This window comes from Erwinia sp. GW821-FHT03D09 (assembly GCF_059420805.1).
Map to the genome: position 1 here is coordinate 1 of NZ_JBWKUK010000020.1, position 24,925 is coordinate 24,925.

The following is a 24,925-nucleotide window of genomic DNA, read 5'->3' on the forward strand; positions in this document are numbered from 1 at the left end:
GAGCGGTAGTTCAGTTGGTTAGAATACCTGCCTGTCACGCAGGGGGTCGCGGGTTCGAGCCCCGTCCGTTCCGCCACCCTTTTAGGGGCGTAGTTCAATTGGTAGAGCACCGGTCTCCAAAACCGGGTGTTGGGAGTTCGAGTCTCTCCGCCCCTGCCAGATAAAGAAAAATCCTTTGCTTAGGCAAAGGATTTTTTTTGCTTCAACTTCATAGAAAAACAGCTCGTTATGATAATAAAGGTGTAACCCACACCGATTTTTCTCAATGATTACTTATTAGAAAGAGCCGCCCGGCGGCTCTTTTGTCGCTTTTATCAACACTGATTGGTTATATATTAACCGGTGATTTGATGAGTTGGCGGATGTGTGTTTGCCGATCGCTATTTTGTAACCAGACTGCGTACAGGGGTCTGAGGACAACTGCAGTATCCTGAATTAAGAGAAGATCGCTGTACTCCGTCTCCCAGAAGTCCGGTAAAAATGCACCGGCTCCTGTTGTATGCAACAGTTGGCGTGTTAAATGTGCTGAGGTTGTCGTCAGTACGGGTATATCATCGGCACCGACAAGATAGTTTTCATGTTGATGAAAATCCGCCCCCCATTCCAGCTTAATATAATCATATTTCTCCTTTTTCTCCGATTTTCGCGACCTGAACAGCGCTAATGAGATATGGCCAATTTGATGGCTTGTTAGCTCGTCCATTTTGGGTGCTTCGGTGGTAATCAACAGATCTAGTTGACGTTCATGCAGCTGCTTAACCATCAGATGACGCTGAGCAATTCGTGCTTCGAGATGTAGACTCTCGTGCTGCTGATAGAGCAGCTTTAGCCAGGGCGTCAGATAGGCTTCCCATAGCGAAGCACTGGCGCCTATCGATAGCTCATGATGCTGTTGGGTATGTGAGACCTCTTTCTTAGCCATTTGCCACGTGTTCATCAGGCTCTCGGCGTAAGGCAGTAAACGCTCACCCGCTGAAGTTAACCTGATATTGTTACGATGCCGGGTAAAAAGGTTCACACCTAGCTGATTTTCAAGCTGTCGAATGCGAAAACTAATGGCGGACTGCGTTAGATAGAGTGCTTCCGCAGCTCGTCCAAAGTGGCGAGTTCTGCTCACTTCAAGAAAGGTTTTTAGTAATTCCGTATCCACAGCGATCTCCTAAAAAACATTTGTCGTTATGATTTAAATGTTTTGTTTTACACTCTGTCAAGCCTATCTAATACTCCGCGCCATAAATAGCTCGGCCTTAAAAGAGTTAGGAGCGTGTAAAATGGCGGAAAGCTTCGCAACAACCAGTCGTTTTTTTGATAACAAACACTATCCCCGCGGGTTCTCCCGGCACGGTGATTTCACCATCAAAGAAGCCCAACTTCTTGAGCGTCATGGTTATGCTTTTAACGAGCTGGATCTGGCAAAGCGTGAGCCGACAACGGAAGAAGAGCGTCTGTTTATCGAAGTGTGCCGCGGTGTACGTGAGCCGCAAACTGAGGCAGAAAGAGTCTGGTCTAAGTACATGACACGAATTAAACGTCCTAAGCGTTTTCATACCCTTTCAGGCGGTAAACCGCAGATGGAAGGTGTTGAAGACTATTCGGATAGCGACGATTAAGATTAAGGGGCTTCGGCCCCTTTTTAATGTCTGTCACTCCAGACTTTTCTGTAGATTAATCAGTAATCGATCCATTCCCCGATAGCTCACCGCTTCAGTCAGATGTTCCCGATGAATCTCGTTATCATCCGCCAGATCGGCAATCGTTCGCGCCACCTTTAAAATTCGCTGCCAGGCTCTTACCGATAGACCAAGTTGATTCAACACCTGTTCCAGCCACTCGGCATCCTCAGTTTTTAACAGGCAGCAACCTTTGATCTCATGATGACTCATGAGCGCGTTCACTTTTCCCACGCGTGCCAGCTGGCGTTCACGCGCAGCGACGACACGTTTCCGGACGGTATCGCTGGATTCACTGCCACTCCTTTGCGCGCTCAGCGTTCCTGCCGGTAGCAGAGGTACTTCCAGTGAAAGATCAAAACGGTCAAGGAAGGGACCGGATAATCGGCTCAGATAGCGCAGCGTTTGCTGCGGAGAGCAGCGATTATGGGGACCGTTATAGTGACCCGTCGGGCTGGGATTCATCGCCGCGATCAGCTGGAATCTGGCCGGATAGGTCACCTTAGCACGGGCGCGAGATATCCCGATCTCGCCAGACTCCAGCGGTTCACGCAGGGCGTCCAGCGCACGACGTTCAAACTCCGGAAGCTCATCAAGAAAAAGCACGCCGTTGTGTGCCAGAGATATCTCACCCGGCTTAGGTAGAGCCCCTCCGCCAACCAGGGCAAATAGTGATGCGCTGTGGTGAGGGGAGCGAAAAGGGCGCTGGCGCCAGTGAGTATGCATGCCATCGCTCTTGATGAGGCTGGCTATGCAGGCACTTTCCAGCGCTTCCCGATCGCTCAGCGGCGGCATAAGCCCGTTCAGGCGCGTTGCCAGCATGGTTTTACCGGTACCGGGGGGCCCGATTAGCAGCAGGTTATGCCCGCCGGCAGCAGCGATCTCAAGTGCGCGCTTGGCCTGCTGCTGGCCGATCACCTCCTGCAGGTCACCCTCTATTGCCGGCAGCTCATCATGCTTCACGCATGCGCGCTCCAGCTGGGTTTCGCCATGCAGATAGGCGCAGACCTCCAGCAAATCCCGAGCAAGTAAATTATCACCATGTTCTATCAGGCCAACCTCTGCGAGATTATCCGCGGAGAGGATCAGCTGTCTCCCGGCCTCCCGGGCTGCCATCGCGGCCGGGATAACCGCCTGTACGCCCCGTAGAGCGCCCGTAAGAGCCAGTTCGCCCAGGAATTCATATTGAGTGAGTTTCTCCGCAGGAATCTGTTCTGAGGCTGCGAGAATGGCAACTGCGATAGGAAGATCGAATCTTCCCCCTTCTTTGGGTAAATCAGCCGGAGCCAGGTTAACGGTGATCCGTTTGGCCGGGAAAGAAAATCCGCAGTTAATAATGGCGCTGCGTACCCGGTCACGCGCCTCTTTGACTGCCGTTTCAGGCAACCCTACCATGGAAAGTGCGGGAAGCCCGTTACTGAGATGGACTTCAACGCAAACCTGGGGTGCCTGAATACCAATCGCAGCACGAGTGTAAGCAACAGATAACGACATGGAGCCTCCTTTTGGCGTTACTGTGCATACAAATTTCTATCCTGACGATTAGCAAAAGGGATCGCTGTGAGACGGACTGACAGTTATTTTGTGATGGTGCAGCATGTTTCATCACGCTGCGAGCTGCCGTGAGAATTCCACTATGTGGGATTAAAGCGGTCACGGCAGGTGAGTATTGAAAATAAATCAACATCTTCTTATTCACTGAATAACAATACTTTTTACTTTTTTTGCGTACGGTGTCATAAAATAAAATGATGAAAAAAGTTGAACGCAAATGCGTAACTGTGATAACTCTATAGACATTAATTCGAACAAGTGAATTACAGAATCCAAATGAAAGCCCTTCTACGAGTCATTAGCCTAGTCGTCATTAGCGTCGTCGTGATTATTATCACGCCGTGCGGGGCTACGCTCGGAGAAAGAAAGGCTTAAAAATCAAGCCTGAATTCGAAAGAACCCCCGCACCGAAAGGTCCGGGGGTTTTTTTTTAGCAAGACAAAACGTGTGAGGAACAGAAGATGAGAAGTAGCATAAAATGCTGTTGTTCCCAGCCAGAGGCGGGGGAATAACTATGAATGGTGCACAGTGGGTCGTTCAAGCTTTGCGTGCACAGGGAGTCGAGATAGTATTCGGCTATCCTGGTGGAGCAATTATGCCGGTCTATGACGCGCTCTATGACGGCGGTGTCGAACACCTACTGTGCCGCCATGAGCAGGGGGCAGCCATGGCCGCTATCGGTTTTGCCCGTGCCACTGGAAAAGTCGGCGTCTGTATCGCCACTTCTGGCCCCGGCGCGACCAACCTGATCACGGGTCTGGCCGATGCGATGCTGGACTCTGTTCCTATTGTTGCCATTACCGGCCAGGTCTCTTCTGCGGTCATGGGTACCGATGCCTTCCAGGAGATCGACGTTCTGGGCCTCTCGCTGGCCTGTACCAAACATAGTTTCCTGGTGGAATCGCTCGATGAACTGCCGGGCGTGATGGCTGAAGCCTTTGCCATTGCTAAATCGGGTCGTCCCGGCCCTGTTCTGGTTGATATTCCTAAAGACATTCAGCTGGCCAGCGGCGAGCTGACTGCCCATCTGCTGCCGGTTGAGCAGGAGCAGGCTCACCCGCACGTTGAACTGCAGCAGGCCCGTCATTTGCTGGCACAGTCGCAGAAACCGATTCTGTACGTTGGCGGCGGCGTCGGTATGGCCGATGCAGTACATGCGCTGCGGGCCTTCGCCAAAGAAACCGGAATCCCTACCGTTGCGACCTTAAAAGGTCTGGGAACGCCGGATATGGAAGATGAGTGCTATCTCGGCATGTTGGGTATGCACGGCACTAAGGCGGCGAACCTCGCCGTTCAGCAGTGCGATCTGCTGATTGCCGTCGGTGCCCGCTTTGACGACCGGGTGACCGGCAAGCTGGATACCTTCGCACCACATGCCAGCGTCATCCATATGGATATCGACCCGGCGGAGCTGAACAAACTGCGCCGTGCGCACGTTGCCCTGCAGGGCGATCTGAACAAGCTGCTGCCGGATCTTTATCATCCGGTAGCGATCTCAGCCTGGCGTGAAGAGATCAAAGCGCTGAAAGCCGATCACGGCTGGCGTTACGATCACCCGGGGGAGGCTATCTTTGCTCCGCTGTTCCTGAAGCAGCTTTCTGACCGTAAATCGGCGAGCAGCATTGTGACTACCGATGTCGGCCAGCACCAGATGTGGGCGGCGCAGCATATGAGCTTTACCCGACCGGAGAATTTCATCACCTCCAGCGGCCTGGGCACGATGGGCTTTGGCCTGCCAGCTGCCGTAGGTGCTCAGGTGGCTCGCCCCGACGATACCGTGATCTGCGTCTCCGGCGATGGCTCATTTATGATGAATGTGCAGGAGCTGGGTACCATTAAACGCAAGCAGCTGCCGGTGAAAATCGTGCTGCTGGATAACCAGCGTTTAGGTATGGTGCGCCAGTGGCAGCAGCTGTTCTTCGAAGAACGTTACAGCGAAACCAATCTCTCAGATAACCCGGACTTTCTCACACTGGCCAGCGCTTTCAATATCCCCGGCCAGCGCATTACCCGTAAAGATCAGGTCGAGGCCGCATTAGACGCTTTGCTGCACAGTGAAGGGCCATACATGCTCCACGTCGCGATTGACGAGCATGAGAACGTCTGGCCTCTGGTACCACCCGGTGCCAGCAACGAAAATATGATGGAGAAAACCTCATGATGCAGCATCAATTGTCTATCGAAGCGCGTTTTCGCCCGGAAGTACTGGAACGTATTTTACGCGTAGTTCGCCACCGTGGTTTTCAGGTGTGCACGATGAATATGGCTTCGCAGGCGAATACCGACAATATTAATATTGAATTGACCGTTGCCAGCCAGCGCTCTGTCGATTTACTGTCAACGCAGTTAAGTAAACTGATGGACGTTGAATGCGTCCAGGTTCAACAACAGACAACACAACAAATCCGCGCTTAAGCGGGCAAGGAAATAAGAATGACGAAGAAAGCTGACTTTATCTGGTTCAATGGCGAGATGGTTAAATGGGAAGACGCGAAGGTGAGCGTCATGTCCCACGCACTGCACTACGGTACATCCGTATTCGAAGGCGTCCGTTGCTATGACTCGCACAAAGGACCAGTGGTCTTCCGCCATCGTGAACACATGCAGCGTCTGCGTGATTCTGCAAAAATCTATCGTTTCCCTGTCAGCCAGAGCGTTGATGAACTGATGGAAGCGTGCCGTGAAACGCTGCGCAAAAACAACCTGAAAAGCGCGTATATCCGTCCGCTGGTATTTGTGGGTGATGTTGGTCTGGGCGTGAACCCACCAGATGGCTACAGCACTGATGTGATCATCGCCGCGTTCCCGTGGGGTGCTTACCTGGGTGCTGAAGCGCTGGAACAGGGCATTGATGCGATGGTGTCTTCATGGAACCGCGTGGCGCCAAACACCCTGCCAACCGCGGCTAAAGCCGGTGGTAACTACCTGTCTTCCCTGCTGGTTGGTAGCGAAGCGCGCCGTCACGGCTATCAGGAAGGTATCGCACTGGACACTCAGGGCTACATCTCTGAAGGTGCCGGTGAGAACCTGTTTGAAGTGAAAGACGGCATTCTGTTTACCCCGCCGTTCACCTCTTCCGCACTGCCGGGTATTACTCGTGACGCCATCATCAAACTGGCGCAGGACCTGGGTATCGAAGTCCGTGAGCAGGTGCTTTCTCGTGAATCACTGTATCTGGCAGATGAAGTCTTCATGTCCGGTACTGCTGCAGAGATCACCCCGGTACGCAGCGTTGACGGTATTCAGGTCGGCGCGGGCAAGCGTGGTCCGGTGACCGAGCGTATTCAGTCTGCATTCTTTGGTCTGTTCACTGGTGAAACGGAAGACAAATGGGGTTGGCTGGACCCGGTTAACTCATAAGAACTATACATTTTCTCGGGCGTCAGTTGACACCCGCGTACCATCGATTTCTGGAGTAATAGAGCATGCCTAAGTACCGTTCCGCTACCACCACCCACGGGCGCAATATGGCGGGCGCCCGTGCCCTGTGGCGCGCCACAGGAATGACCGATGATGACTTCGGTAAGCCGATTATTGCGGTTGTAAACTCCTTCACGCAGTTCGTGCCGGGTCACGTGCACCTGCGCGATTTGGGTAAGTTGGTCGCCGAGCAGATTGAAGCGTCAGGCGGCGTGGCGAAAGAATTCAATACCATCGCCGTTGATGATGGTATCGCCATGGGCCACGGCGGCATGCTCTATTCTCTGCCGTCGCGTGAACTGATCGCCGACTCGGTTGAATACATGGTTAACGCGCACTGCGCCGATGCCATGGTCTGTATCTCCAACTGTGACAAGATCACCCCGGGAATGCTGATGGCGTCGCTGCGCCTGAACATTCCAGTAATCTTCGTTTCCGGCGGCCCGATGGAAGCCGGTAAAACCAAGCTGTCAGATAAAATCATCAAGCTGGATCTCGTCGATGCAATGATTCAGGGTGCAAACCCTAACGTCAGCGATGCCGATAGTGACCAGATTGAACGTTCCGCCTGCCCGACCTGCGGCTCCTGTTCCGGTATGTTCACCGCCAACTCGATGAACTGCCTGACCGAAGCGCTGGGCCTGTCTCAACCGGGCAACGGCTCGCTGCTGGCGACACACGCTGACCGTAAAGAGCTGTTCCTGACCGCCGGCCAGCGCATTGTTAGCCTGACTAAACGCTATTACGAGCAGGATGATGTCAACATGCTGCCGCGTAATATCGCGACTAAAGCCGCGTTCGAGAATGCAATGACGTTGGATATCGCTATGGGAGGTTCAACGAATACCGTTCTGCACCTGCTGGCGGCCGCGCAGGAAGGCGAGATCGACTTCAACATGTCCGATATCGATCGCCTGTCACGTAAAGTCCCGCACCTGTGTAAAGTGGCGCCAAGTACGCCGAAATATCATATGGAAGACGTTCACCGTGCAGGTGGCGTGATCGGTATTCTTGGCGAGCTGGATCGTGCAGGGTTGATAGACACCAGCGTGCGCAACATTCTGCAGCAAACCATGCGTGAAACGCTGGATCAGTACGACATCATGCTGACCAAAGATGAAGCGGTGAAAAAGATGTTCCGCGCGGGTCCAGCCGGTATTCGTACCACTCAGGCCTTCTCACAGGATTGCCGCTGGGACACGCTGGATGATGACCGTCAGGAAGGGTGTATCCGCACTCGCGAACACGCGTTCTCTCAGGATGGCGGTTTGGCCGTGCTGTACGGCAACATCTCAGAAGATGGCTGTATCGTGAAGACCGCTAGCGTAGATGCTGAGCTGCTGACTTTCAAAGGCCCGGCAAAAGTCTACGAAAGCCAGGATGATGCGGTAGAAGCGATCCTGGGTGGCAAAGTGGTGGCGGGCGACTGTGTTGTTATCCGCTACGAAGGGCCAAAAGGCGGCCCTGGCATGCAGGAAATGCTCTATCCGACCACCTATCTGAAATCGATGGGGCTGGGCAAAGCCTGTGCGCTGATCACCGATGGCCGTTTCTCGGGAGGGTCTTCCGGTCTTTCTGTGGGGCACATCTCACCAGAAGCGGCGAGTGGCGGCACCATCGCGCTGATTCAGGATGGCGACATGATCGAGCTGGATATTCCAAATCGTCGTATTCATCTGGATCTGCCAGACAACGAAATCCATGCACGTCGTGAAAAAGAGCTGGCCCGCGGTGATGAGGCCTGGACGCCACACGGCCGCGTGCGTCAGGTTTCCTTTGCCCTGCGTGCGTATGCCACCCTGGCAACCAGCGCAGACAAAGGTGCCGTCCGCGATAAGAGTAAGCTGGGAGGCTAAAAAGTATGGCTGAGTCGCAACCGCTACCCGCACAACCCTGTGGGGCGGAGTATCTACGTGCGGTGCTACGCGCACCGGTATACGAAGTCGCACAGGTAACGCCGCTGCAGAAGATGGAGAAAATCTCTTCGCGCCTTGGCAACACGATTTTGGTCAAGCGGGAAGATCGTCAGCCGGTACACAGCTTTAAGCTGCGTGGCGCTTACGCGATGATCGCCGGACTGACCGAAGAGCAAAAGGCGCGGGGCGTTGTCACTGCGTCTGCGGGAAATCATGCGCAGGGCGTGGCGCTATCCGCGACCAGGCTGGGTATTAAGTCCCTGATCGTGATGCCGGTTGCTACAGCGGATATCAAAGTCGATGCGGTGAGGGCATTTGGCGGTGAGGCTTACCTGTACGGTGCCAACTTTGACGAAGCAAAAGCCAAGGCGATAGAACTGTCGGAACAGCAGGGCTATACCTTTGTTCCGCCGTTCGATCACCCGATGGTCATTGCCGGGCAGGGAACCCTGGCAATGGAACTGCTGCAGCAGAATGCGCATCTCGATCGCGTATTTGTGCCGGTGGGGGGCGGAGGTCTGGCCGCGGGTGTCGCGGTGCTGATTAAGCAGCTGATGCCGCAGATTAAGGTCATCGCTGTGGAATCCAACGACTCGGCCTGCCTCAAGGCGGCGCTGGATGCCGGCCAGCCTGTCGATCTGCCTCGTGTTGGGCTGTTTGCTGAAGGCGTGGCGGTGAAGCGGATCGGCAGCGAGACCTTCCGTCTGTGCCAGGAGTATATTGACGACATCGTGACCGTAGACAGCGATGCTATCTGCGCGGCGATGAAGGACCTGTTTGACGATGTGCGTGCGGTGGCGGAGCCATCCGGTGCACTGGCGCTGGCTGGCATGAAGAAGTATATCCAGCAGCACCAGATTAAAGGTGAACGCCTGGCACACGTGCTTTCCGGTGCTAACGTCAACTTCCATGGTTTACGCTATGTGTCTGAGCGCTGTGAACTGGGTGAACAGCGTGAAGCGCTACTGGCGGTGACCATTCCTGAACAACAGGGCAGCTTCCTGCGGTTTTGCCAGCTGCTTGGTGGGCGTTCGGTCACGGAGTTTAACTATCGTTATGCTAACGCCGACGACGCCTGCATTTTTGTCGGCGTCCGGCTGACCCGTGGACTTGAGGAGCGCCAGGAAATCCTGGAACTGCTGACCGAAGGCGGCTACAAGGTGGTCGATCTGTCCGATGATGAAATGGCGAAACTGCACGTGCGTTATATGGTCGGCGGTCGTCCATCTAAGCCGCTGCGTGAAAGGCTGTTCAGCTTCGAATTCCCGGAAGCCCCTGGGGCGCTGCTGCGCTTCCTGCAAACGCTGGGAACGCACTGGAATATCTCTCTATTCCACTACCGCAGCCACGGTACCGATTATGGTCGCGTGCTGGCTGCGTTTGAACTGAGCGATAACGAACCGCAGTTTGAAGAGCACATGGCGGCGCTGGGATATGATTTCCACGATGAAACCAGTAACCCGGCGTTCCGTTTCTTCCTTGCCGGCTAAAGCAGATTCCAGAACGCATCAATAAGCGGCTCGGTGAGCCGCTTTTTTTGTACGCACACGCCCAGTTCGAACGGCGCAACCATCTCCACATCTTCCAGTTCCAGAATACGGTTACGAATCGGTTCCGGGCTGTTCTCCAGCACCACATCCGGCAGTAGTGCAATACCGCAGCCCAATGCGACCATCGAAACAATCGCTTCATGCCCGGATACCGTGGCGTAAATCATTGGATTCGCAATATGACGATGGCGAAACCAGAGGTCGATACGGCGGCGCGATGGCCCCTGTGCGGGCAGGATAAATGGGATCTGTGCCCAGTCCGGCTCTGCCTGAGTTGCCTGGTTACGTACCGGGCAGGGCAGCGCGGGCGCAATCAGCACCAGCGGGATTAGCCCCAGCGGCATAAAGCCAATGCTGGCGGGCAGCATTTCCGGGCGTCCGGCAATGGCAATATCGACCTCGTTTGACTGCACCTTCTCCACCGCATCGGCGGCATCCCCGGTGGTCAGCTTGATTTCAACCAGCGGATGTTCGGCACGAAAGCGATCGAGGATCGGCGGCAGATGGCTGTAGGCGGCGGTCACGGAACAGAACAGTCGCAGCTCACCGCTTAGTGATGGACCATTCTGGCCTATGGCGTGACGCATCTGCTGATACTGCAACAGCGTCTGCTGTGCAAACTGCCGCAGACTTTCGCCAGCATCCGTCAGGGTAACAGTGCGGTTATCACGTAGGAACAGCGCCTGGCCCAGGTCCTCTTCCAGCCGCTGGATCTGGCGGGAGAGTGTGGAGGGGCTGACGTGCATGGCGCGCGCACTGCGCCCGAAATGGCGGCTTTCCGCCAGATGAAGGAATAATTTCAGGTCGCGCAAATCCATGGAATCGAACCTCGTTTTTACGTTGCAAAACATGCAATGTCACGTTGTTAATATATCAATTTCAGCAATAGATTTCCTGTCATATGATAGAGTCTATTCAGGGCGGAGAAACCGACAGCCCGGACAACAAATAAAACGCGAACACAACCCAGGAGTGCCCATGTCTAACTATTTCAACACTTTGAACCTGCGCAACCAGTTAGCGCAATTAGGTAAATGCCGCTTCATGGCGCGCGAAGAATTTGCTGATGAAGCAAGCTACCTGAAAGGTAAAAAAGTCGTCATCGTTGGCTGTGGTGCCCAAGGTCTGAACCAGGGCCTGAACATGCGCGATTCTGGCCTGAACATCTCTTACGCTCTGCGTGCAGAAGCGATCGCTGAGAAACGTGCTTCATGGCGCAAAGCGACCGAAAACGGTTTCCAGGTTGGCACTTACGAAGATCTGATCCCACAGGCTGACCTGGTGGTTAACCTGACTCCGGACAAACAGCACTCTTCTGTTGTTCAGGCAGTACAGCCGCTGATGAAAGACGGTGCTGCGCTGGGCTACTCTCACGGTTTCAACATCGTTGAAGTCGGTGAGCAGATCCGTAAAGACATCACTGTTGTGATGGTGGCGCCGAAGTGCCCGGGTACGGAAGTTCGTGAAGAATACAAGCGTGGTTTCGGTGTGCCAACGCTGATCGCGGTTCACCCGGAAAACGATCCAAAAGGCGAAGGTATGGCGATTGCTAAAGCCTGGGCCGCGGCAACCGGTGGTCACCGTGCGGGCGTGCTGGAATCCTCTTTCGTTGCGGAAGTGAAATCTGACCTGATGGGCGAGCAGACTATCCTGTGCGGTATGCTGCAGGCTGGTTCTCTGCTGTGTTTCGACAAGCTGGTGGCGGAAGGTACTGATGCGGCCTACGCAGAAAAACTGATTCAGTTCGGCTGGGAAACCATCACCGAAGCGCTGAAGCAGGGTGGTATCACGCTGATGATGGATCGCCTGTCTAACCCGGCTAAACTGCGTGCCTACGCGCTGTCCGAGCAGCTGAAAACCATCATGGCTCCGCTGTTCCAGAAGCACATGGATGACATCATCTCCGGCGAATTCTCTTCCGGTATGATGGCTGACTGGGCTAACGACGACAAAAACCTTCTGGGCTGGCGTGAAGAGACCGGTAAAACCGCATTCGAAACCGCAGCGCAGTTCGAAGGCAAAATTGCCGAGCAGACCTACTTCGACGAAGGCGTGGTCATGGTAGCGATGGTAAAAGCGGGCGTTGAGCTGGCGTTTGAAACCATGCTGGATGCAGGCATCATCGAAGAGTCTGCCTACTACGAATCACTGCACGAGCTGCCGCTGATTGCGAACACCATCGCACGTAAGCGTCTGTATGAAATGAACGTGGTTATCTCTGATACCGCAGAATACGGTAACTACCTGTTCTCTTACGCGGCGGTACCGCTGCTGAAAGAGTTCATGACTACACTGCAGGCGGGCGATCTGGGTAAAGCAGCAAGCACTTCAACTACCGTTGATAACGCACAGCTGCGTGACGTTAACGAAGCGATTCGTCAGCACCCAATCGAATCTGTAGGCCGCATCCTGCGTGGCTACATGACCGACATGAAACGTATCGCCGTAGCAGGCTAATGTTCTCAGCGGATTAATTCTCCGCCAGAGTGAAAAATGGCACCCTCGGGTGCCATTATTTTATTTGCGGTACAGCACTTTAATGATGTGGTAGCCGAACTGCGTATGCAGCGGGCCCTGCGGCTCGATCAGCGGGCAGGAGAACACCACTTTATCGAATGCCGGTACCATCGCACCCTGCTTAAACTCACCCAGATGTCCGCCTTTTTTCCCAGAAGGGCAGGTAGAGTGCTTCTTAGCCAGCTTTTCAAAATCACCACCCTGTTTCAGCTGTTCCAGCAGATCCAGTGCCAATTTCTCTTCTTTAACCAGAATGTGCAGTGCTGCTGCCATTTTCGCCATGTTGCTCTCCAGAATATTCAGTCAGTCAGGCCAGTGGGCCGGATGGCGCTTACTATACCTGCTCACTCTTCCCGGCGCGACAGGGGCATTTGATGCCATATCGGCCAGGTGGCTAAATGATGATCTCGTGCCCATGGTCAGAGCGTGTTTTCGGACCGCTCCACAGGCAGGCTTTCTTTAGTTATACTTCCTGCCTGTTTTATTAGTGGAATAATCAAGCTATGCGTCTTAATCCTGGTCAGCAACACGCCGTCGAATTTGTTACCGGACCCTGTCTGGTACTGGCTGGAGCCGGCTCGGGTAAAACGCGCGTGATTACCAATAAAATTGCTCACCTGATCCGCGAGTGTGGCTACCAGGCGAGGCATATTGCTGCGGTCACCTTCACCAATAAAGCCTCGCGCGAGATGAAAGAGCGCGTGGCGCAGACGCTGGGACGCAAAGAAGCACGCGGGCTGATGATCTCTACTTTCCATACGCTCGGTCTGGAAATCATCAAGCGTGAATATGCTGCGCTGGGAATGAAATCTAACTTCTCGCTGTTTGACGATCAGGATCAGCTGGCGCTGTTGAAGGATCTGACCGAAGAGTGGCTGGAAAACGATAAAAATCTGCTTCAGCTGTTAACTTCGACGATCTCAAACTGGAAAAACGATCTGCTGGACCCGCCGCGTGCCGCCGCGGGCGCGAAGTCCGAGCGCGATAAGCTCTTTGCCCACTGCTACGCACTGTATGACAAACACCTGAAATCCTGCAACGTGTTGGATTTCGACGATCTGATCCTGCTGCCCACGCTGCTGTTCCAGCGCAACCAGGAAGTCCGTGAACGCTGGCAGCAGCGCATTCGCTACCTGCTGGTGGATGAATATCAGGATACCAACACCAGCCAGTACGAGCTGGTTAAACTGCTGGTAGGCAGCCGTGCACGCTTTACTGTAGTTGGGGATGATGACCAGTCTATCTATTCATGGCGCGGGGCGCGGCCGCAGAATCTGGTGCTGCTAAAAGAGGATTTCCCGGCGTTGCAGGTGATCAAGCTGGAGCAGAACTACCGTTCGTCTGAGCGCATCCTGAAAGCCGCGAACATCCTGATTGCGAATAACCCGCACGTGTTTGAAAAGCGCCTCTTCTCCGAGCTGGGTTACGGCGCTGAACTCAAAGTGGTGATGGCTAACCATGAAGAGCACGAGGCCGAACGGGTAGCGGGCGAGCTGATAGCACACCATTTTATTAACAAGACGCAGTATAAAGACTACGCCATTCTCTATCGCGGTAACCACCAGTCGCGAGTGTTTGAAAAAATGCTGATGCAGAACCGTATTCCGTACCGGATTTCCGGCGGTACGTCGTTCTTCTCGCGCCCCGAGATCAAAGATCTGTTGGCCTACCTGCGGGTACTGACCAACGCCGATGACGACAGCGCATTTATGCGCATTGTTAATACACCCCGGCGCGAAATTGGATCGGCCACATTACAAAAGCTGGGTGAATGGGCGATGCAGCGTAATAAAAGCCTGTTTACCGCCAGCTTTGATATGGGACTGAGCCAGACATTGACCGGTCGCGGGCTGGAATCACTCCAGCGCTTCACCCACTGGCTGCAGGAAATTGCAAGGCTGGCCGAGCGGGAGCCGGTGGCCGCCGTACGCGATCTGATCCACGGCATCGACTATGAGAGCTGGCTGTTTGAAACCTCCGCCAGCCCGAAAGCCGCAGAAATGCGCATGAAGAATGTCAATACGCTGTTCCAGTGGATGACGGAAATGCTCGAAGGCAGTGATATTGATGAACCGATGACGCTGACCCAGGTCGTCACGCGCTTCACCCTGCGCGATATGATGGAACGTGGCGAGAGCGATGAAGAAGCCGATCAGGTTCAGCTGATGACGCTGCATGCCTCAAAGGGTCTTGAGTTCCCCTATGTGTATCTGGTGGGCATGGAAGAGGGATTGTTACCCCATCAGAGCAGTATTGATGAAAACAACGTTGAGGAAGAACGTCGTCTGGCCTATGTCGGCATCACCCGTGCGCAAAAAGAGCTGACCTTCAGTCTGTGCCGCGAACGCCGTCAGTACGGTGAGCTGATTCGCCCGGAGCCCAGCCGCTTCTTACTGGAACTGCCGCAGGATGATCTGCAGTGGGAGCGAGAGCGCAAGGTGGTGAGTGCGGAAGAGCGGATGCAAACCGGCCAAAGTCGGGTAGCCGGTCTGCGGGCGATGCTGGATAAAGCAAAGAAATAATACGGCAGTCAGACGACGGTCAGATGCCAGTGTACATAGCTCTGCCAGTGGACTTCCTGCTCCAGCAGTTCGGCGCGTAGCGGATGCGCCTGCAGCCAGCCTGCAGGTAGCGTGAGGCTCAGCGTATCATCATCGGCCTGTAAGCGAACCGCAGGGAGCGTGTTATCACGACGGCGGCTGGAGAAGATAATTGCCAGGCGTAGCAGACGGCACAGGCGTTCCGCTACGCGCGGCGGTACGGCATTCTGCTGGCTTAACAGCGCCAGGTCGATGCCGTTGACCTGGTTTTGCAGCAGGGTGGCCAGTAGTTTTTTCTGCGCGGGCGTAAAGCCCGGCAGGTCCAGATGACGTACCAGATAAGCGGAATGCTGCGGAGCCTGGCGGAAATCGACGCTCAGACCGATTTCATGGATCAGGCAGGCGCTTTCCAACAGATCGCGGCTCAGATCGTCCAGCTTCCAGCCATTGCTCACCTGACGGGTGAAGCTTTCCGCCAGCTGGCGCACGCGATCGGCCTGCTCAACATCGATAGCGAAGCGGCGCTGAATATTGTGCAGCGTGCGTTTACGGATATCACGATCGACCGGAAGATGCAGCATGCCGTACACCAGGCCCTCGCGCAGTGCGCCACCTGCCAGGGTCATGCTGCTGATATTCAGTTCGGTGAAGATAGCAATCAGGATCGACAGCCCGCTCGGGAACACCAGTGCGCGCTCCAGCGTCAGTCCTTCTATTTCCAGCTCCTCCAGCTTGCCGCATTGAATGGCACGCTGTTTGAGCTGCTGCAGTTTGTTCAGGGTAATGCGTTCATCCATACCCTGCGCCATCATGATTTCCTGCAGCGCCTGCACGGTACCGGAAGCCCCCACGCAGACCTGCCAGCCGTTCTCACGCAGCACGCTCGCTACCGGGTGGATCATTTCGCGGGCCGCTTCTTCAGCCTGAGCAAAATTCTCTTTTCCCAGATGGCGGTCGGTAAAATAGCGTTCCAGCCAGGTGACGCAACCCATCGACAGGCTGAACAGTGAGGTGGTTTGCGAACCTCTACCGGTGACCAGTTCCGTACTGCCGCCGCCAATATCCACCACCAGGCGTTTATCGGACCCGCCGGTAGTATGAGCGACGCCCTGATAGATCAGCCGCGCTTCCTCTTCACCGCTGATCACATTAATCGGGCAATTGAGGATTTGCTGAGCCTTAACCAGAAAACTGTCGGCGTTGACGGCGATACGCAGTGTGGCGGTGGCCACGACGCGCATCTGCTCCGGGGGAATATCCTGTAGCTGTTCTGAAAACAGCCGCAGACACTGCCAGCCGCGCTCCATCGCTTCTTCAGAAAGATGGCTGCTGCCATCAAGGCCGGCAGCCAGACGCACTTTACGCTTGATGCGGGCAATGGTCTGGATACTGCCAGCCACCTCGCGCACCACCAACATATGAAAACTGTTCGATCCCAGATCGATTGCAGCATAGAGTGATGACGCGCTGAGCATAGAGACGTTAACCTGAACGTTTGCGGTTAGGGTTTCGCGGTGCGCTACCACGGCGATTGTTATTTCCCCCACGACGCAGATTGTTGCCTGTGCGGTTGCGGGTTAAGCGTTTTGGCTGCGGCAGCTCAGTCATCAGCGCATCGCTGTTATAGCGGCTGACCGGAATGCTGTGGCCGATATATTCTTCAATCGCTGGCAGGTTCAGCGCGTACTCTTCGCAGGCCAGACTGATTGAGTGCCCGTTAGCGCCAGCGCGGCCGGTACGTCCGATGCGATGAACATAATCTTCGCGATCGTCAGGCAGGTCGTAGTTAAACACGTGCGTTACCGCAGGAATGTGTAAACCACGGGCGGCTACGTCGGTCGCAACCAGAATATCCACGTCGCCTTTGGTGAAATCGTCCAGAATACGCAGGCGTTTTTTCTGAGCCACATCACCGGTCAGCAGGCCTACGCGATGACCATCGGCGGCCAGATGGCCCCAGATATCTTCGCAGCGGTGCTTGGTATTGGCGAAAATAATCGCCCGATCAGGCCACTCTTCTTCCAGCAGCGTTTGCAGCAAACGCATTTTTTCTTCGTTGGAAGGGTAGAACAGCTCTTCTTTAATGCGGTGCCCGGTTTTCTGCTCTGGCTCGACTTCAACGTACTCGGCGTTGTTCATGTTTTCGAAGGCCAGCTCGCGCACGCGGAACGACAGCGTGGCGGAGAACAACATATTCAGGCGCTGGTTCGCAGCAGGCATGCGGCGGAAAAGCCAGCGGATATCTTTGATAAAGCCGAGATCGAACATGCGATCGGCTTCATCGAGGACGACGACCTGGATGGCACCTAAATTAACGTGATTTTGTTTCGCATAATCGATTAAACGGCCCGTGGTGCCAATCAGAATATCGACACCGCTTTCCAGCACTTTCAGTTGCTTGTCATAACCATCGCCACCGTAGGCCAGACCGAGTTTCAGCCCGGTAACCTGCGCCAGCGGTTCCGCATCCGCATGGATCTGAACGGCCAGTTCACGCGTCGGAGCCAGAATCAGCGCGCGCGGTTGGTTAACCTGGCGGCCTTCCAGTGCAGGGTGAGAAAGAAGATGATGAAACGTTGACGTTAAAAACGCCATCGTCTTGCCCGTACCGGTTTGCGCCTGACCTGCTACATCACGCCCGGAGAGCGTAAAAGGTAATGCCAGCGCCTGAATAGGCGTGCAATTATGAAACCCTTTATTATCAAGGGCTTCAATGACCTGAGGATGCAGGGCGAAGTCGGAAAACTTCTTTTCGGTTAAGTGTGTTTTGCTCATAGTGTGGTAGAATATCAGCTAAGTATTGCTTTACGAAAGCATATCCGTTGAAATAAAAGCAGTGAAATTGTTAATCTGATGCTGCTTAATGCTACATCATCAAGATCAAGATAATCCCCTGGAGTAAACATGAGCGCTCAAATTGTTCACCTGTCCGATGATAGCTTCGAAACTGATGTCCTGAAAGCTGATGGTTTAACGCTGGTAGACTTCTGGGCAGAATGGTGTGGCCCCTGCAAGATGATTGCCCCAATCCTGAACGAAGTTGCCGAAGAGTATGAAGGCAAGCTGACTATTGCCAAGCTGAACATTGATGAGCATCCAGCTACAGCGCCTAAGTACGGCATTCGCGGCATCCCAACGCTGCTGTTGTTTAAAGGTGGCGAAGTCATCGCGACTAAAGTTGGCGCACTGTCTAAAGGTCAGCTTAAAGAGTTCCTGAACGCGAACCTGGGCTAATCATGCTTTGCTGGCGCCTGGCGGTTTGTAATTTTACTCAGACCGCTAGACGCCCTGCATTAAGCGTGCTAACTTAAATCTGCTGCACGACGAACTTACCTGTAGTTTGAATCTTTAGAATTATCCCTTGTTGAATACTGTTTTCGTCTAAATCTTACAGACATTCAGCAATCTGACGGTTAGCATCAACTGAATTCCGGCGTCTTTCTACACCGTCTCCTCGTTTCGGATCTGCGTTTTCCTGTACGTGATCATCGAGCGGACTTTAGAACAGAGTGCCATTTAACAGGCATGGACCTTTTGCCATACTATTCACGACAAACAGTTCAAGATTTACCCCGAGTTTAAGAACCCACCATTATGAATCTTACCGAATTAAAAAATACGCCGGTTTCTGACCTGATCACTCTCGGCGAAAATATGGGGCTGGAAAACCTGGCGCGTATGCGCAAACAGGATATTATTTTCGCCATCCTCAAGCAGCATGCTAAAAGTGGCGAAGATATTTTCGGCGATGGCGTACTCGAGATACTCCAGGACGGATTTGGTTTCCTCCGCTCCGGAGACAGTTCCTACCTCGCAGGCCCCGATGATATCTACGTTTCCCCCAGCCAAATCCGCCGCTTCAACCTCCGCACTGGTGACACAATCTCTGGAAAGATCCGTCCACCAAAAGAGGGTGAACGTTACTTTGCGCTGCTGAAAGTTAACGAAGTTAACTACGACAAACCGGAAAATGCGCGTAGCAAAATCCTGTTTGAAAACTTAACCCCGCTGCATGCGAACTCTCGTCTGCGTATGGAGCGTGGTAACGGGTCTACCGAAGACCTTACCGCACGCGTGCTGGATCTGGCATCGCCGATTGGTCGTGGCCAGCGTGGCCTGATCGTGGCACCGCCGAAAGCCGGTAAAACCATGCTGCTGCAGAATATCGCGCAGAGCATCGCTTACAACCATCCTGACTGTGTGCTGATGGTACTGCTGATTGACGAGCGTCCGGAAGAAGTGACCGAGATGCAGCGTCTGGTTAAAGGCGAAGTGATTGCTTCTACCTTTGACGAGCCAGCATCACGCCACGTGCAGGTTGCTGAAATGGTGATCGAGAAGGCTAAGCGCCTGGTTGAGCATAAAAAGGATGTCATCATCCTGCTGGACTCCATCACCCGTCTGGCGCGTGCCTACAACACCGTTGTTCCTGCCTCTGGTAAGGTTCTGACCGGTGGTGTTGATGCGAACGCCCTGCATCGTCCAAAGCGTTTCTTCGGTGCTGCACGTAACGTTGAAGAGGGCGGAAGCCTGACTATCATCGCGACTGCGCTGGTCGATACCGGTTCTAAAATGGATGAAGTTATCTACGAAGAATTCAAAGGTACCGGCAACATGGAACTGCATCTCGCGCGTAAAATCGCTGAGAAGCGCGTATTCCCTGCTATCGACTATAATCGTTCAGGTACGCGTAAAGAAGAGCTGCTTACTACATCCGAAGAGCTGCAGAAAATGTGGATATTGCGCAAAATCATTCATCCAATGGGTGAAATCGACGCGATGGAATTCCTCATTAACAAACTGGCGATGACCAAAACAAACGACGAATTCTTCGACATGATGAAACGTTCGTAATGGTTTGATGATGCTCTGAAAGCGGTGCGTTGCTGAAGTGAAGCGTTGCCGTTTTCGTTGTCTTCGCCAAAAAACAAACTCGGGTAACGCCACGCTTAGTCGTGGCGTTTTTTGTTTTTGACCTATACGCTAGCCGGTTAAGGGAGAACTAAACCTGGTGTATGGTTCAGGACTGCAATTAAATGCGGTTAATTTTTGCTCGTCCTGGTCGATAAAATCAGAATTACACGGATGATTATGGCACTATTTTTGCTTATAACATTACGCAATTCTTCGCAGAGAGCTGATTAATGTGAATTTACTCAATATGAGTACTGAGCTTGTACTGACTTTTGTTTTTTCGCTGGCGTTTCTATTTTTTGCCCGTAAGGCAGCCAAAAAAATCGGTCTGGTTGACAGGCCAAACTATCGTAAGCGTCATCAGGGTGTGATCCCTTTGGTGGGTGGCATTTCCGTTTTTGCCGGAAGCTGCTTCGCTTTCGCTATTTCCGATTATTACATCCCCCATTTTAGCCTCTATCTGGTATGTGCAGGCTGCCTTGTCCTGGTCGGCGCACTGGACGATCGCTTTGATATCAGCGTAAAAATTCGTGCCGTGGTACAGGCCGGTGTTGCCGTCGTGATGATGGTGAAGGCCAAACTATATCTGTTCAGCCTTGGCCATATCTTTGGCCCCTGGGAGCTGGTTGTTGGTCCGTTTGGCTACGTGCTGACGCTGTTTGCCGTCTGGGCCGCGATCAACGCCTTTAATATGGTTGACGGTATTGATGGCCTGCTGGGCGGGCTTTCCTGCGTTTCATTTATGGCGATGGGCATCATTCTGTTGTTTGACGGACAGGCCAGCCTTGCGATGTGGTGTTTCACGATGATCGCCGCCATTATCCCCTATATTTTGCTTAATCTCGGCATGTTTGGCGGTCGCTATAAGGTCTTTATGGGCGATGCAGGCAGCACGCTGATTGGCTTTACGATTATCTGGATTCTGCTGGCCGCCACTCAGGGTGAAAGCCATCCGATTACCCCAGTTACCGCGCTGTGGTTGATCGCTATTCCTTTGATGGATATGGTCGCTATTATGTATCGCCGTCTGAGTAAAGGAATGAGCCCCTTCTCGGCAGATCGTCAGCATATTCATCACCTTATTATGCGTGCGGGTTTCACTTCGCGACAGGCGTTTATGCTGATTACACTGGCCGCAGCGCTGCTGGCGGCGATCGGTGTACTGGGCGAATATCTGAGTTTTACCCCGGAATGGGTCATGCTGATCCTGTTCTTACTGGCTTTTATGCTTTATGGCTACTGCATAAAACGCGCCTGGCGCGTTGCGCGGATGATCAAACGCATCAAGCGTCGCCTGCGTAATAACAATAACGACAGCTAAACTTTTTAACTGATTGATAGATGCCCTGACAATAAGGAAATGATGTATGACCCATCCTGTTGCTGCCGATAACGAGCTGGATATTCGCGGTCTTTGCTGCGCGCTATGGCGCGGTAAATTCTGGATTATTGGCGGAGGCGTGCTGTTCGCTCTGCTGGCCTGGATCTACACACTGCTGGTCACGCCGAAATGGAGTACCACGGCGATCACCGATCGGCCGACGGTTAACATGCTGTCCGGTTTTTACTCCCAGCAGCAGTTCCTCAATAACCTGGATCAGCGTGCCGGTAATCTTAGTCTGAACGCCCCGCAGCCCACGGTCATGGATGAAGCGTACCAGGAATTTATCATGCAGCTTTCTGCCTGGGATACCCGGCGCGACTTCTGGCTGCAGTCCGATTACTACAAGCAGCGTCAAACCGGCAGCGCGCGTGAAGATGCGGCGTTGCTGGACGAGTTAATCGCCAATATCCAGTTCCAGCCGGCAGACGCGGCGAAAAACATCAATGACACCGTTAAGCTGGTTGCAGAAACCTCGGGGGATGCCAATACGCTGCTGCGCCAGTACGTGGCTTTCGCCAATGCGCGCGCAACGGCACATCTTAATGAAGAGCTGACCGGCGCATGGGCGGCACGCAGCATCCAGCTGAAGGCACAGATCAAACGACAGGAAGCAGTCGCTACCGCGATTTACGATCGTGAAATCCACAGCGTTGAGCAGGCGCTGAAGATTGCTCAGCAGCAGGGTTTCGAGCAGACTAAAACCGATACGCCTTCCGAGCAGCTACCGGATTCCGAGCTGTTCCTGCTGGGTCGGCCCATGTTACAGGCTCGGCTGGAAAACCTGCGGGCCAGCGGCCCTTCTTACGATGTTGAGTACGATCAGAATCGTGCCATGCTGGCCACGCTCAACGTCGGCCCAACGCTGGTTAAAGCATTCCAGACCTGGCGCTATCTGCGTACGCCGGAAGAGCCGGTAACCCGTGACAGCCCGCGCCGTCTGTTATTGATGATCATGTGGGGGGCGGTAGGTGCCCTGACTGGCGCCGGGACCGCGCTGATACGCCGACCTCGCAAGGGTCATGTTGTTAATCAACGGACCAATTGAGAGAGCGACGGTGAAAGTATTAACGGTTTTTGGCACGCGCCCTGAGGCGATAAAAATGGCCCCGCTGGTCCATGCGCTGGCGCAGGATCATGAAATAGAATCCCGCCTGTGCGTCACCGCCCAGCATCGCGAGATGCTGGATCAGGTGCTGCATCTGTTCTCGCTGGTGCCGGATTACGATCTGAATATCATGCGTCCGGGGCAAGGACTGACCGAAATCACCAGCCGCATCCTTGAGGGGCTGAAAACGGTGTTTGCCGATTTTACCCCGGATGTGGTGCTGGTTCACGGTGATACCACCACCACGCTGGCCGCCAGCCTGGCGGCGTTTTATCACCATATCCCCGTCGGGCATATTGAGGCAGGTTTGCGTACCGGCGATCTTTATTCTCCATGGCCGGAAGAGGCCAATCGTACGCTGACCGGGCACCTCGCCAGCTACCATTTTGCGCCAACGGAACGTTCCCGGCAGAATCTGATACGTGAAAACCTGCCTGATTCGCGGATTTTTGTTACCGGCAATACGGTGATCGATGCGCTGTTCTGGGTGCGCGATCGCGTACTGAGCGATGAAACTTTACGGAATAGCCTGGCGGCCAGATATCCCTTCCTTGATGCTGATAAAAAACTGCTGCTAGTGACCGGTCATCGTCGTGAAAGTTTTGGCGGTGGATTTGAACGTATCTGCAACGCACTGGCTGAAATCGCCCGTCTGCACCCGCCGCTGCAAATTGTCTATCCGGTCCACCTCAATCCAAATGTCAGCGAACCGGTGAATCGCATCCTGAAAGGTATCGACAACATCATTCTGATAGAGCCGCAGGAGTATCTGCCGTTTGTCTGGCTGATGGACAGGGCCTGGCTGATCCTCACCGATTCCGGAGGCATCCAGGAAGAAGCGCCATCGCTGGGTAAACCGGTGCTGGTGATGCGTGATGCCACTGAACGTCCCGAAGCGATTGAGGCCGGCACGGTCAGGCTGGTGGGGACCGACGGTGCTAAAATAGTCAGTGAAGTGACCCGCCTGCTGACCGATGAGGCAGCCTGGCAAACGATGAGTCACGCACATAATCCCTACGGTGATGGACTTGCCTGCCAGCGCATCGTGCAGGCACTAAAAAATAATCGGATTACACTATGAATTTCAACACCATTTCAGTTATCGGCCTGGGATATATCGGCCTGCCAACCGCAGCGGCTTTTGCCTCACGCCAGAAGCAGGTTATCGGCATTGATGTGAATGCTCACACGGTAGAAACCATTAATCGCGGTGAGATCCATATTGTTGAACCCGACCTCGATCGGGTGGTGAAAGCCGCCGTTGAAGGGGGTTTTTTACGTGCCGCTATCCGGCCGGAACCCGCCGACGCTTTTCTGATCGCCGTTCCTACACCGTTTGAAGGTGACCATCAGCCCGATATGTCCTATGTGCGCGCCGCTGCCGCCTCTGTTGCGGTCGTACTGAAAAAAGGGGATTTGGTTATCCTTGAGTCCACCTCGCCGGTCGGTGCTACCGAACACATGGCGGAGTGGCTGGCCAGCGAGCGTCCTGACCTGACTTTCCCCCAGCAGGCGGGCGAAGAAGCCGATATCCACATTGCCTACTGCCCGGAGCGTGTTCTGCCTGGGCAGGTGATGGTTGAGCTGTTTAAAAACGATCGGGTGATCGGCGGTATGACCGCGACCAGCTCGCAGCGGGCCTGCGATCTGTACAACCTGTTCCTTGAAGGTGAGTGCGTGGTGACGAATGCCCGCACCGCCGAAATGTGCAAATTAACTGAAAACAGCTTCCGCGACGTCAACATCGCTTTTGCCAATGAACTCTCGCTGATCTGCGCAGAGCAGAAAATCAATGTCTGGGAGCTGATCCGTCTGGCTAATCGCCATCCGCGAGTGAATATCCTGCAGCCCGGACCGGGTGTAGGCGGTCACTGCATCGCCGTCGATCCGTGGTTTATCGTTGCGCAAAACCCGCAGCAGTCGCGTTTGATCCGCACCGCGCGTGAAGTCAACGATGCGAAACCCCACTGGGTACTGGAACAGGTGAAGCAGCGGGTAGCAGAGTGCCTGATGGCCAACAATAAGCGCGCCAGCGACCTGAAAATTGCCTGCTTTGGCCTGGCGTTTAAACCGGACATCGACGATCTGCGGGAAAGCCCTGCGATGCAGGTCACCCGACTGATTGCCGACTGGCACCAGGGCAGCACGCTGGTTGTTGAACCGAATATCGACCAGCTTCCGCAAAACCTGGGCAACACCGTCACGCTGTTGACGCTGGACGATGCGCTCCGGCAGGCGGATGTGCTGGTGATGCTGGTCGATCACCGTCAGTTTAAAGCCATCAAGCCTGAAGCCGTGCAGCAGAGCTTTATCGTTGATACCAAAGGCGTGTGGCGATGATTAACGCGCTCGCTT

At 54.0% G+C, this 24,925-nt stretch carries 21 protein-coding genes and 1 tRNA gene; 16 read left to right on the forward strand and 6 right to left on the reverse strand.

The window, feature by feature from the left end:
* Positions 1 to 83: 83 nt before the first annotated feature.
* Positions 84 to 159: transfer RNA gene (locus AC07U6_RS18365), tRNA-Trp, on the forward strand.
* Positions 160 to 328: 169 nt separating this feature from the next.
* Here the strand turns inward: AC07U6_RS18365 and hdfR are convergent.
* Complete coding sequence (gene hdfR / locus AC07U6_RS18370) at positions 329 to 1,150, reverse strand: HTH-type transcriptional regulator HdfR (RefSeq protein ID WP_494764246.1); 822 nt, start codon at positions 1,148 to 1,150, stop codon at positions 329 to 331.
* A 121-nt stretch (positions 1,151 to 1,271) separates the two neighbouring features.
* Between hdfR and AC07U6_RS18375 the strand changes: the two genes are divergently transcribed.
* A complete protein-coding gene (locus AC07U6_RS18375) occupies positions 1,272 to 1,610 on the forward strand; it encodes a MaoP family protein (RefSeq protein WP_105595114.1) in 339 nt (112 codons plus the stop codon).
* Between the two features lie 33 nt (positions 1,611 to 1,643).
* Here AC07U6_RS18375 and AC07U6_RS18380 read toward each other — a convergent pair whose 3' ends face one another.
* On the reverse strand, positions 1,644 to 3,164 hold the full coding sequence (locus AC07U6_RS18380) for a YifB family Mg chelatase-like AAA ATPase (RefSeq protein ID WP_494764245.1): 1,521 nt from the start codon (positions 3,162 to 3,164) through the stop codon (positions 1,644 to 1,646).
* A 336-nt stretch (positions 3,165 to 3,500) separates the two neighbouring features.
* Between AC07U6_RS18380 and ilvL the strand changes: the two genes are divergently transcribed.
* The 6 genes from ilvL (at position 3,501) to ilvA (ending at position 10,050) form a co-directional block, all read left to right on the forward strand.
* Positions 3,501 to 3,599 (forward strand): ilv operon leader peptide, encoded by a 99-nt coding sequence (ilvL, locus tag AC07U6_RS18385; RefSeq protein ID WP_105595116.1) that lies wholly within the window; start codon positions 3,501 to 3,503, stop codon positions 3,597 to 3,599.
* A 139-nt stretch (positions 3,600 to 3,738) separates the two neighbouring features.
* Positions 3,739 to 5,385 carry an acetolactate synthase 2 catalytic subunit gene (gene ilvG / locus AC07U6_RS18390; RefSeq protein WP_494764244.1) on the forward strand — a complete coding sequence of 549 codons (1,647 nt, stop codon included), beginning with the start codon at positions 3,739 to 3,741 and terminating at the stop codon, positions 5,383 to 5,385.
* The gene (ilvM, locus tag AC07U6_RS18395) at positions 5,382 to 5,639 is read left to right on the forward strand and encodes an acetolactate synthase 2 small subunit (protein ID WP_494764243.1); all 258 of its coding nucleotides are present in this window, start codon (positions 5,382 to 5,384) and stop codon (positions 5,637 to 5,639) included. Before ilvG ends, ilvM begins: the two co-directional genes overlap by 4 nt.
* Positions 5,640 to 5,657: 18 nt before the next feature.
* Positions 5,658 to 6,584, forward strand: coding sequence for a branched-chain amino acid transaminase (locus AC07U6_RS18400; protein WP_105595119.1), 927 nt, complete (start codon positions 5,658 to 5,660; stop codon positions 6,582 to 6,584).
* Between the two features lie 65 nt (positions 6,585 to 6,649).
* Complete coding sequence (gene ilvD / locus AC07U6_RS18405; protein ID WP_494764242.1) at positions 6,650 to 8,500, forward strand: dihydroxy-acid dehydratase; 1,851 nt, start codon at positions 6,650 to 6,652, stop codon at positions 8,498 to 8,500.
* A gap of 5 nt (positions 8,501 to 8,505) precedes the next feature.
* Positions 8,506 to 10,050 (forward strand): threonine ammonia-lyase, biosynthetic, encoded by a 1,545-nt coding sequence (gene ilvA / locus AC07U6_RS18410; RefSeq protein WP_494764241.1) that lies wholly within the window; start codon positions 8,506 to 8,508, stop codon positions 10,048 to 10,050.
* Here the strand turns inward: ilvA and ilvY are convergent.
* Positions 10,047 to 10,928: an HTH-type transcriptional activator IlvY gene (gene ilvY, locus AC07U6_RS18415; protein WP_494764240.1), complete on the reverse strand. Its 882-nt coding sequence runs from the start codon at positions 10,926 to 10,928 to the stop codon at positions 10,047 to 10,049. The two genes, ilvA and ilvY, sit on opposite strands and share 4 nt — an antisense overlap.
* 160 nt (positions 10,929 to 11,088) lie before the next feature.
* Here ilvY and ilvC point away from each other — a divergent pair, with 160 nt between their 5' ends.
* Entirely contained in the window at positions 11,089 to 12,567 is a 1,479-nt protein-coding gene (ilvC, locus tag AC07U6_RS18420) for a ketol-acid reductoisomerase (protein ID WP_494764239.1), read from the forward strand.
* Positions 12,568 to 12,627: 60 nt separating this feature from the next.
* Here the strand turns inward: ilvC and ppiC are convergent, their stop codons facing one another.
* Positions 12,628 to 12,909 carry a peptidylprolyl isomerase PpiC gene (ppiC, locus tag AC07U6_RS18425; RefSeq protein WP_105595124.1) on the reverse strand — a complete coding sequence of 94 codons (282 nt, stop codon included), beginning with the start codon at positions 12,907 to 12,909 and terminating at the stop codon, positions 12,628 to 12,630.
* Positions 12,910 to 13,130: 221 nt separating this feature from the next.
* Here ppiC and rep point away from each other — a divergent pair, with 221 nt between their 5' ends.
* Positions 13,131 to 15,149: a DNA helicase Rep gene (rep, locus tag AC07U6_RS18430; RefSeq protein ID WP_494764238.1), complete on the forward strand. Its 2,019-nt coding sequence runs from the start codon at positions 13,131 to 13,133 to the stop codon at positions 15,147 to 15,149.
* 8 nt (positions 15,150 to 15,157) lie between these two features.
* Here rep and gppA read toward each other — a convergent pair whose 3' ends face one another.
* Positions 15,158 to 16,642, reverse strand: coding sequence for a guanosine-5'-triphosphate,3'-diphosphate diphosphatase (gppA, locus tag AC07U6_RS18435; RefSeq protein WP_494764582.1), 1,485 nt, complete (start codon positions 16,640 to 16,642; stop codon positions 15,158 to 15,160).
* A 7-nt stretch (positions 16,643 to 16,649) separates the two neighbouring features.
* Positions 16,650 to 17,942 (reverse strand): ATP-dependent RNA helicase RhlB, encoded by a 1,293-nt coding sequence (gene rhlB / locus AC07U6_RS18440; RefSeq protein ID WP_494764237.1) that lies wholly within the window; start codon positions 17,940 to 17,942, stop codon positions 16,650 to 16,652.
* A gap of 129 nt (positions 17,943 to 18,071) precedes the next feature.
* Here rhlB and trxA point away from each other — a divergent pair, with 129 nt between their 5' ends.
* The 6 genes from trxA to wecC all read left to right on the forward strand — a co-directional run bounded on the left by trxA (position 18,072) and on the right by wecC (position 24,910).
* The gene (gene trxA, locus AC07U6_RS18445) at positions 18,072 to 18,401 is read left to right on the forward strand and encodes a thioredoxin TrxA (RefSeq protein ID WP_123337791.1); all 330 of its coding nucleotides are present in this window, start codon (positions 18,072 to 18,074) and stop codon (positions 18,399 to 18,401) included.
* 360 nt (positions 18,402 to 18,761) lie between these two features.
* Complete coding sequence (rho, locus tag AC07U6_RS18450) at positions 18,762 to 20,021, forward strand: transcription termination factor Rho (RefSeq protein ID WP_105595131.1); 1,260 nt, start codon at positions 18,762 to 18,764, stop codon at positions 20,019 to 20,021.
* Positions 20,022 to 20,313: 292 nt separating this feature from the next.
* The gene (wecA, locus tag AC07U6_RS18455; protein WP_494764236.1) at positions 20,314 to 21,402 is read left to right on the forward strand and encodes a UDP-N-acetylglucosamine--undecaprenyl-phosphate N-acetylglucosaminephosphotransferase; all 1,089 of its coding nucleotides are present in this window, start codon (positions 20,314 to 20,316) and stop codon (positions 21,400 to 21,402) included.
* 46 nt (positions 21,403 to 21,448) lie between these two features.
* Positions 21,449 to 22,510, forward strand: a complete 1,062-nt coding sequence (wzzE, locus tag AC07U6_RS18460; protein ID WP_494764235.1) for an ECA polysaccharide chain length modulation protein — start codon at positions 21,449 to 21,451, stop codon at positions 22,508 to 22,510.
* A 10-nt stretch (positions 22,511 to 22,520) separates the two neighbouring features.
* Positions 22,521 to 23,651, forward strand: a complete 1,131-nt coding sequence (gene wecB, locus AC07U6_RS18465) for a non-hydrolyzing UDP-N-acetylglucosamine 2-epimerase (RefSeq protein ID WP_494764234.1) — start codon at positions 22,521 to 22,523, stop codon at positions 23,649 to 23,651.
* Positions 23,648 to 24,910: a UDP-N-acetyl-D-mannosamine dehydrogenase gene (gene wecC / locus AC07U6_RS18470; protein ID WP_494764233.1), complete on the forward strand. Its 1,263-nt coding sequence runs from the start codon at positions 23,648 to 23,650 to the stop codon at positions 24,908 to 24,910. The genes wecB and wecC overlap by 4 nt, the downstream gene beginning before the upstream one ends.
* The last annotated feature ends 15 nt before the right edge of the window (positions 24,911 to 24,925 follow it).

Excerpts from the sequence above, each read along its gene's own strand:
- ilvY (WP_494764240.1), bottom strand. The coding sequence starts at position 10,928 with ATGGATTTGCGCGACCTGAAATTATTCCTTCATCTGGCGGAAAGCCGC.
- rhlB (WP_494764237.1), bottom strand. The coding sequence starts at position 17,942 with ATGAGCAAAACACACTTAACCGAAAAGAAGTTTTCCGACTTCGCCCTG.
- AC07U6_RS18380 (WP_494764245.1), bottom strand. The coding sequence starts at position 3,164 with ATGTCGTTATCTGTTGCTTACACTCGTGCTGCGATTGGTATTCAGGCA.
- ilvL (WP_105595116.1), top strand. The coding sequence starts at position 3,501 with ATGAAAGCCCTTCTACGAGTCATTAGCCTAGTCGTCATTAGCGTCGTC.
- ilvC (WP_494764239.1), top strand. The coding sequence starts at position 11,089 with ATGTCTAACTATTTCAACACTTTGAACCTGCGCAACCAGTTAGCGCAA.
- wecC (WP_494764233.1), top strand. The coding sequence starts at position 23,648 with ATGAATTTCAACACCATTTCAGTTATCGGCCTGGGATATATCGGCCTG.
- ilvG (WP_494764244.1), top strand. The coding sequence starts at position 3,739 with ATGAATGGTGCACAGTGGGTCGTTCAAGCTTTGCGTGCACAGGGAGTC.
- ppiC (WP_105595124.1), bottom strand. The coding sequence starts at position 12,909 with ATGGCGAAAATGGCAGCAGCACTGCACATTCTGGTTAAAGAAGAGAAA.
- AC07U6_RS18375 (WP_105595114.1), top strand. The coding sequence starts at position 1,272 with ATGGCGGAAAGCTTCGCAACAACCAGTCGTTTTTTTGATAACAAACAC.
- AC07U6_RS18400 (WP_105595119.1), top strand. The coding sequence starts at position 5,658 with ATGACGAAGAAAGCTGACTTTATCTGGTTCAATGGCGAGATGGTTAAA.
- ilvM (WP_494764243.1), top strand. The coding sequence starts at position 5,382 with ATGATGCAGCATCAATTGTCTATCGAAGCGCGTTTTCGCCCGGAAGTA.
- wzzE (WP_494764235.1), top strand. The coding sequence starts at position 21,449 with ATGACCCATCCTGTTGCTGCCGATAACGAGCTGGATATTCGCGGTCTT.
- trxA (WP_123337791.1), top strand. The coding sequence starts at position 18,072 with ATGAGCGCTCAAATTGTTCACCTGTCCGATGATAGCTTCGAAACTGAT.
- ilvA (WP_494764241.1), top strand. The coding sequence starts at position 8,506 with ATGGCTGAGTCGCAACCGCTACCCGCACAACCCTGTGGGGCGGAGTAT.
- ilvD (WP_494764242.1), top strand. The coding sequence starts at position 6,650 with ATGCCTAAGTACCGTTCCGCTACCACCACCCACGGGCGCAATATGGCG.
- gppA (WP_494764582.1), bottom strand. The coding sequence starts at position 16,642 with ATGCTCAGCGCGTCATCACTCTATGCTGCAATCGATCTGGGATCGAAC.
- rep (WP_494764238.1), top strand. The coding sequence starts at position 13,131 with ATGCGTCTTAATCCTGGTCAGCAACACGCCGTCGAATTTGTTACCGGA.
- rho (WP_105595131.1), top strand. The coding sequence starts at position 18,762 with ATGAATCTTACCGAATTAAAAAATACGCCGGTTTCTGACCTGATCACT.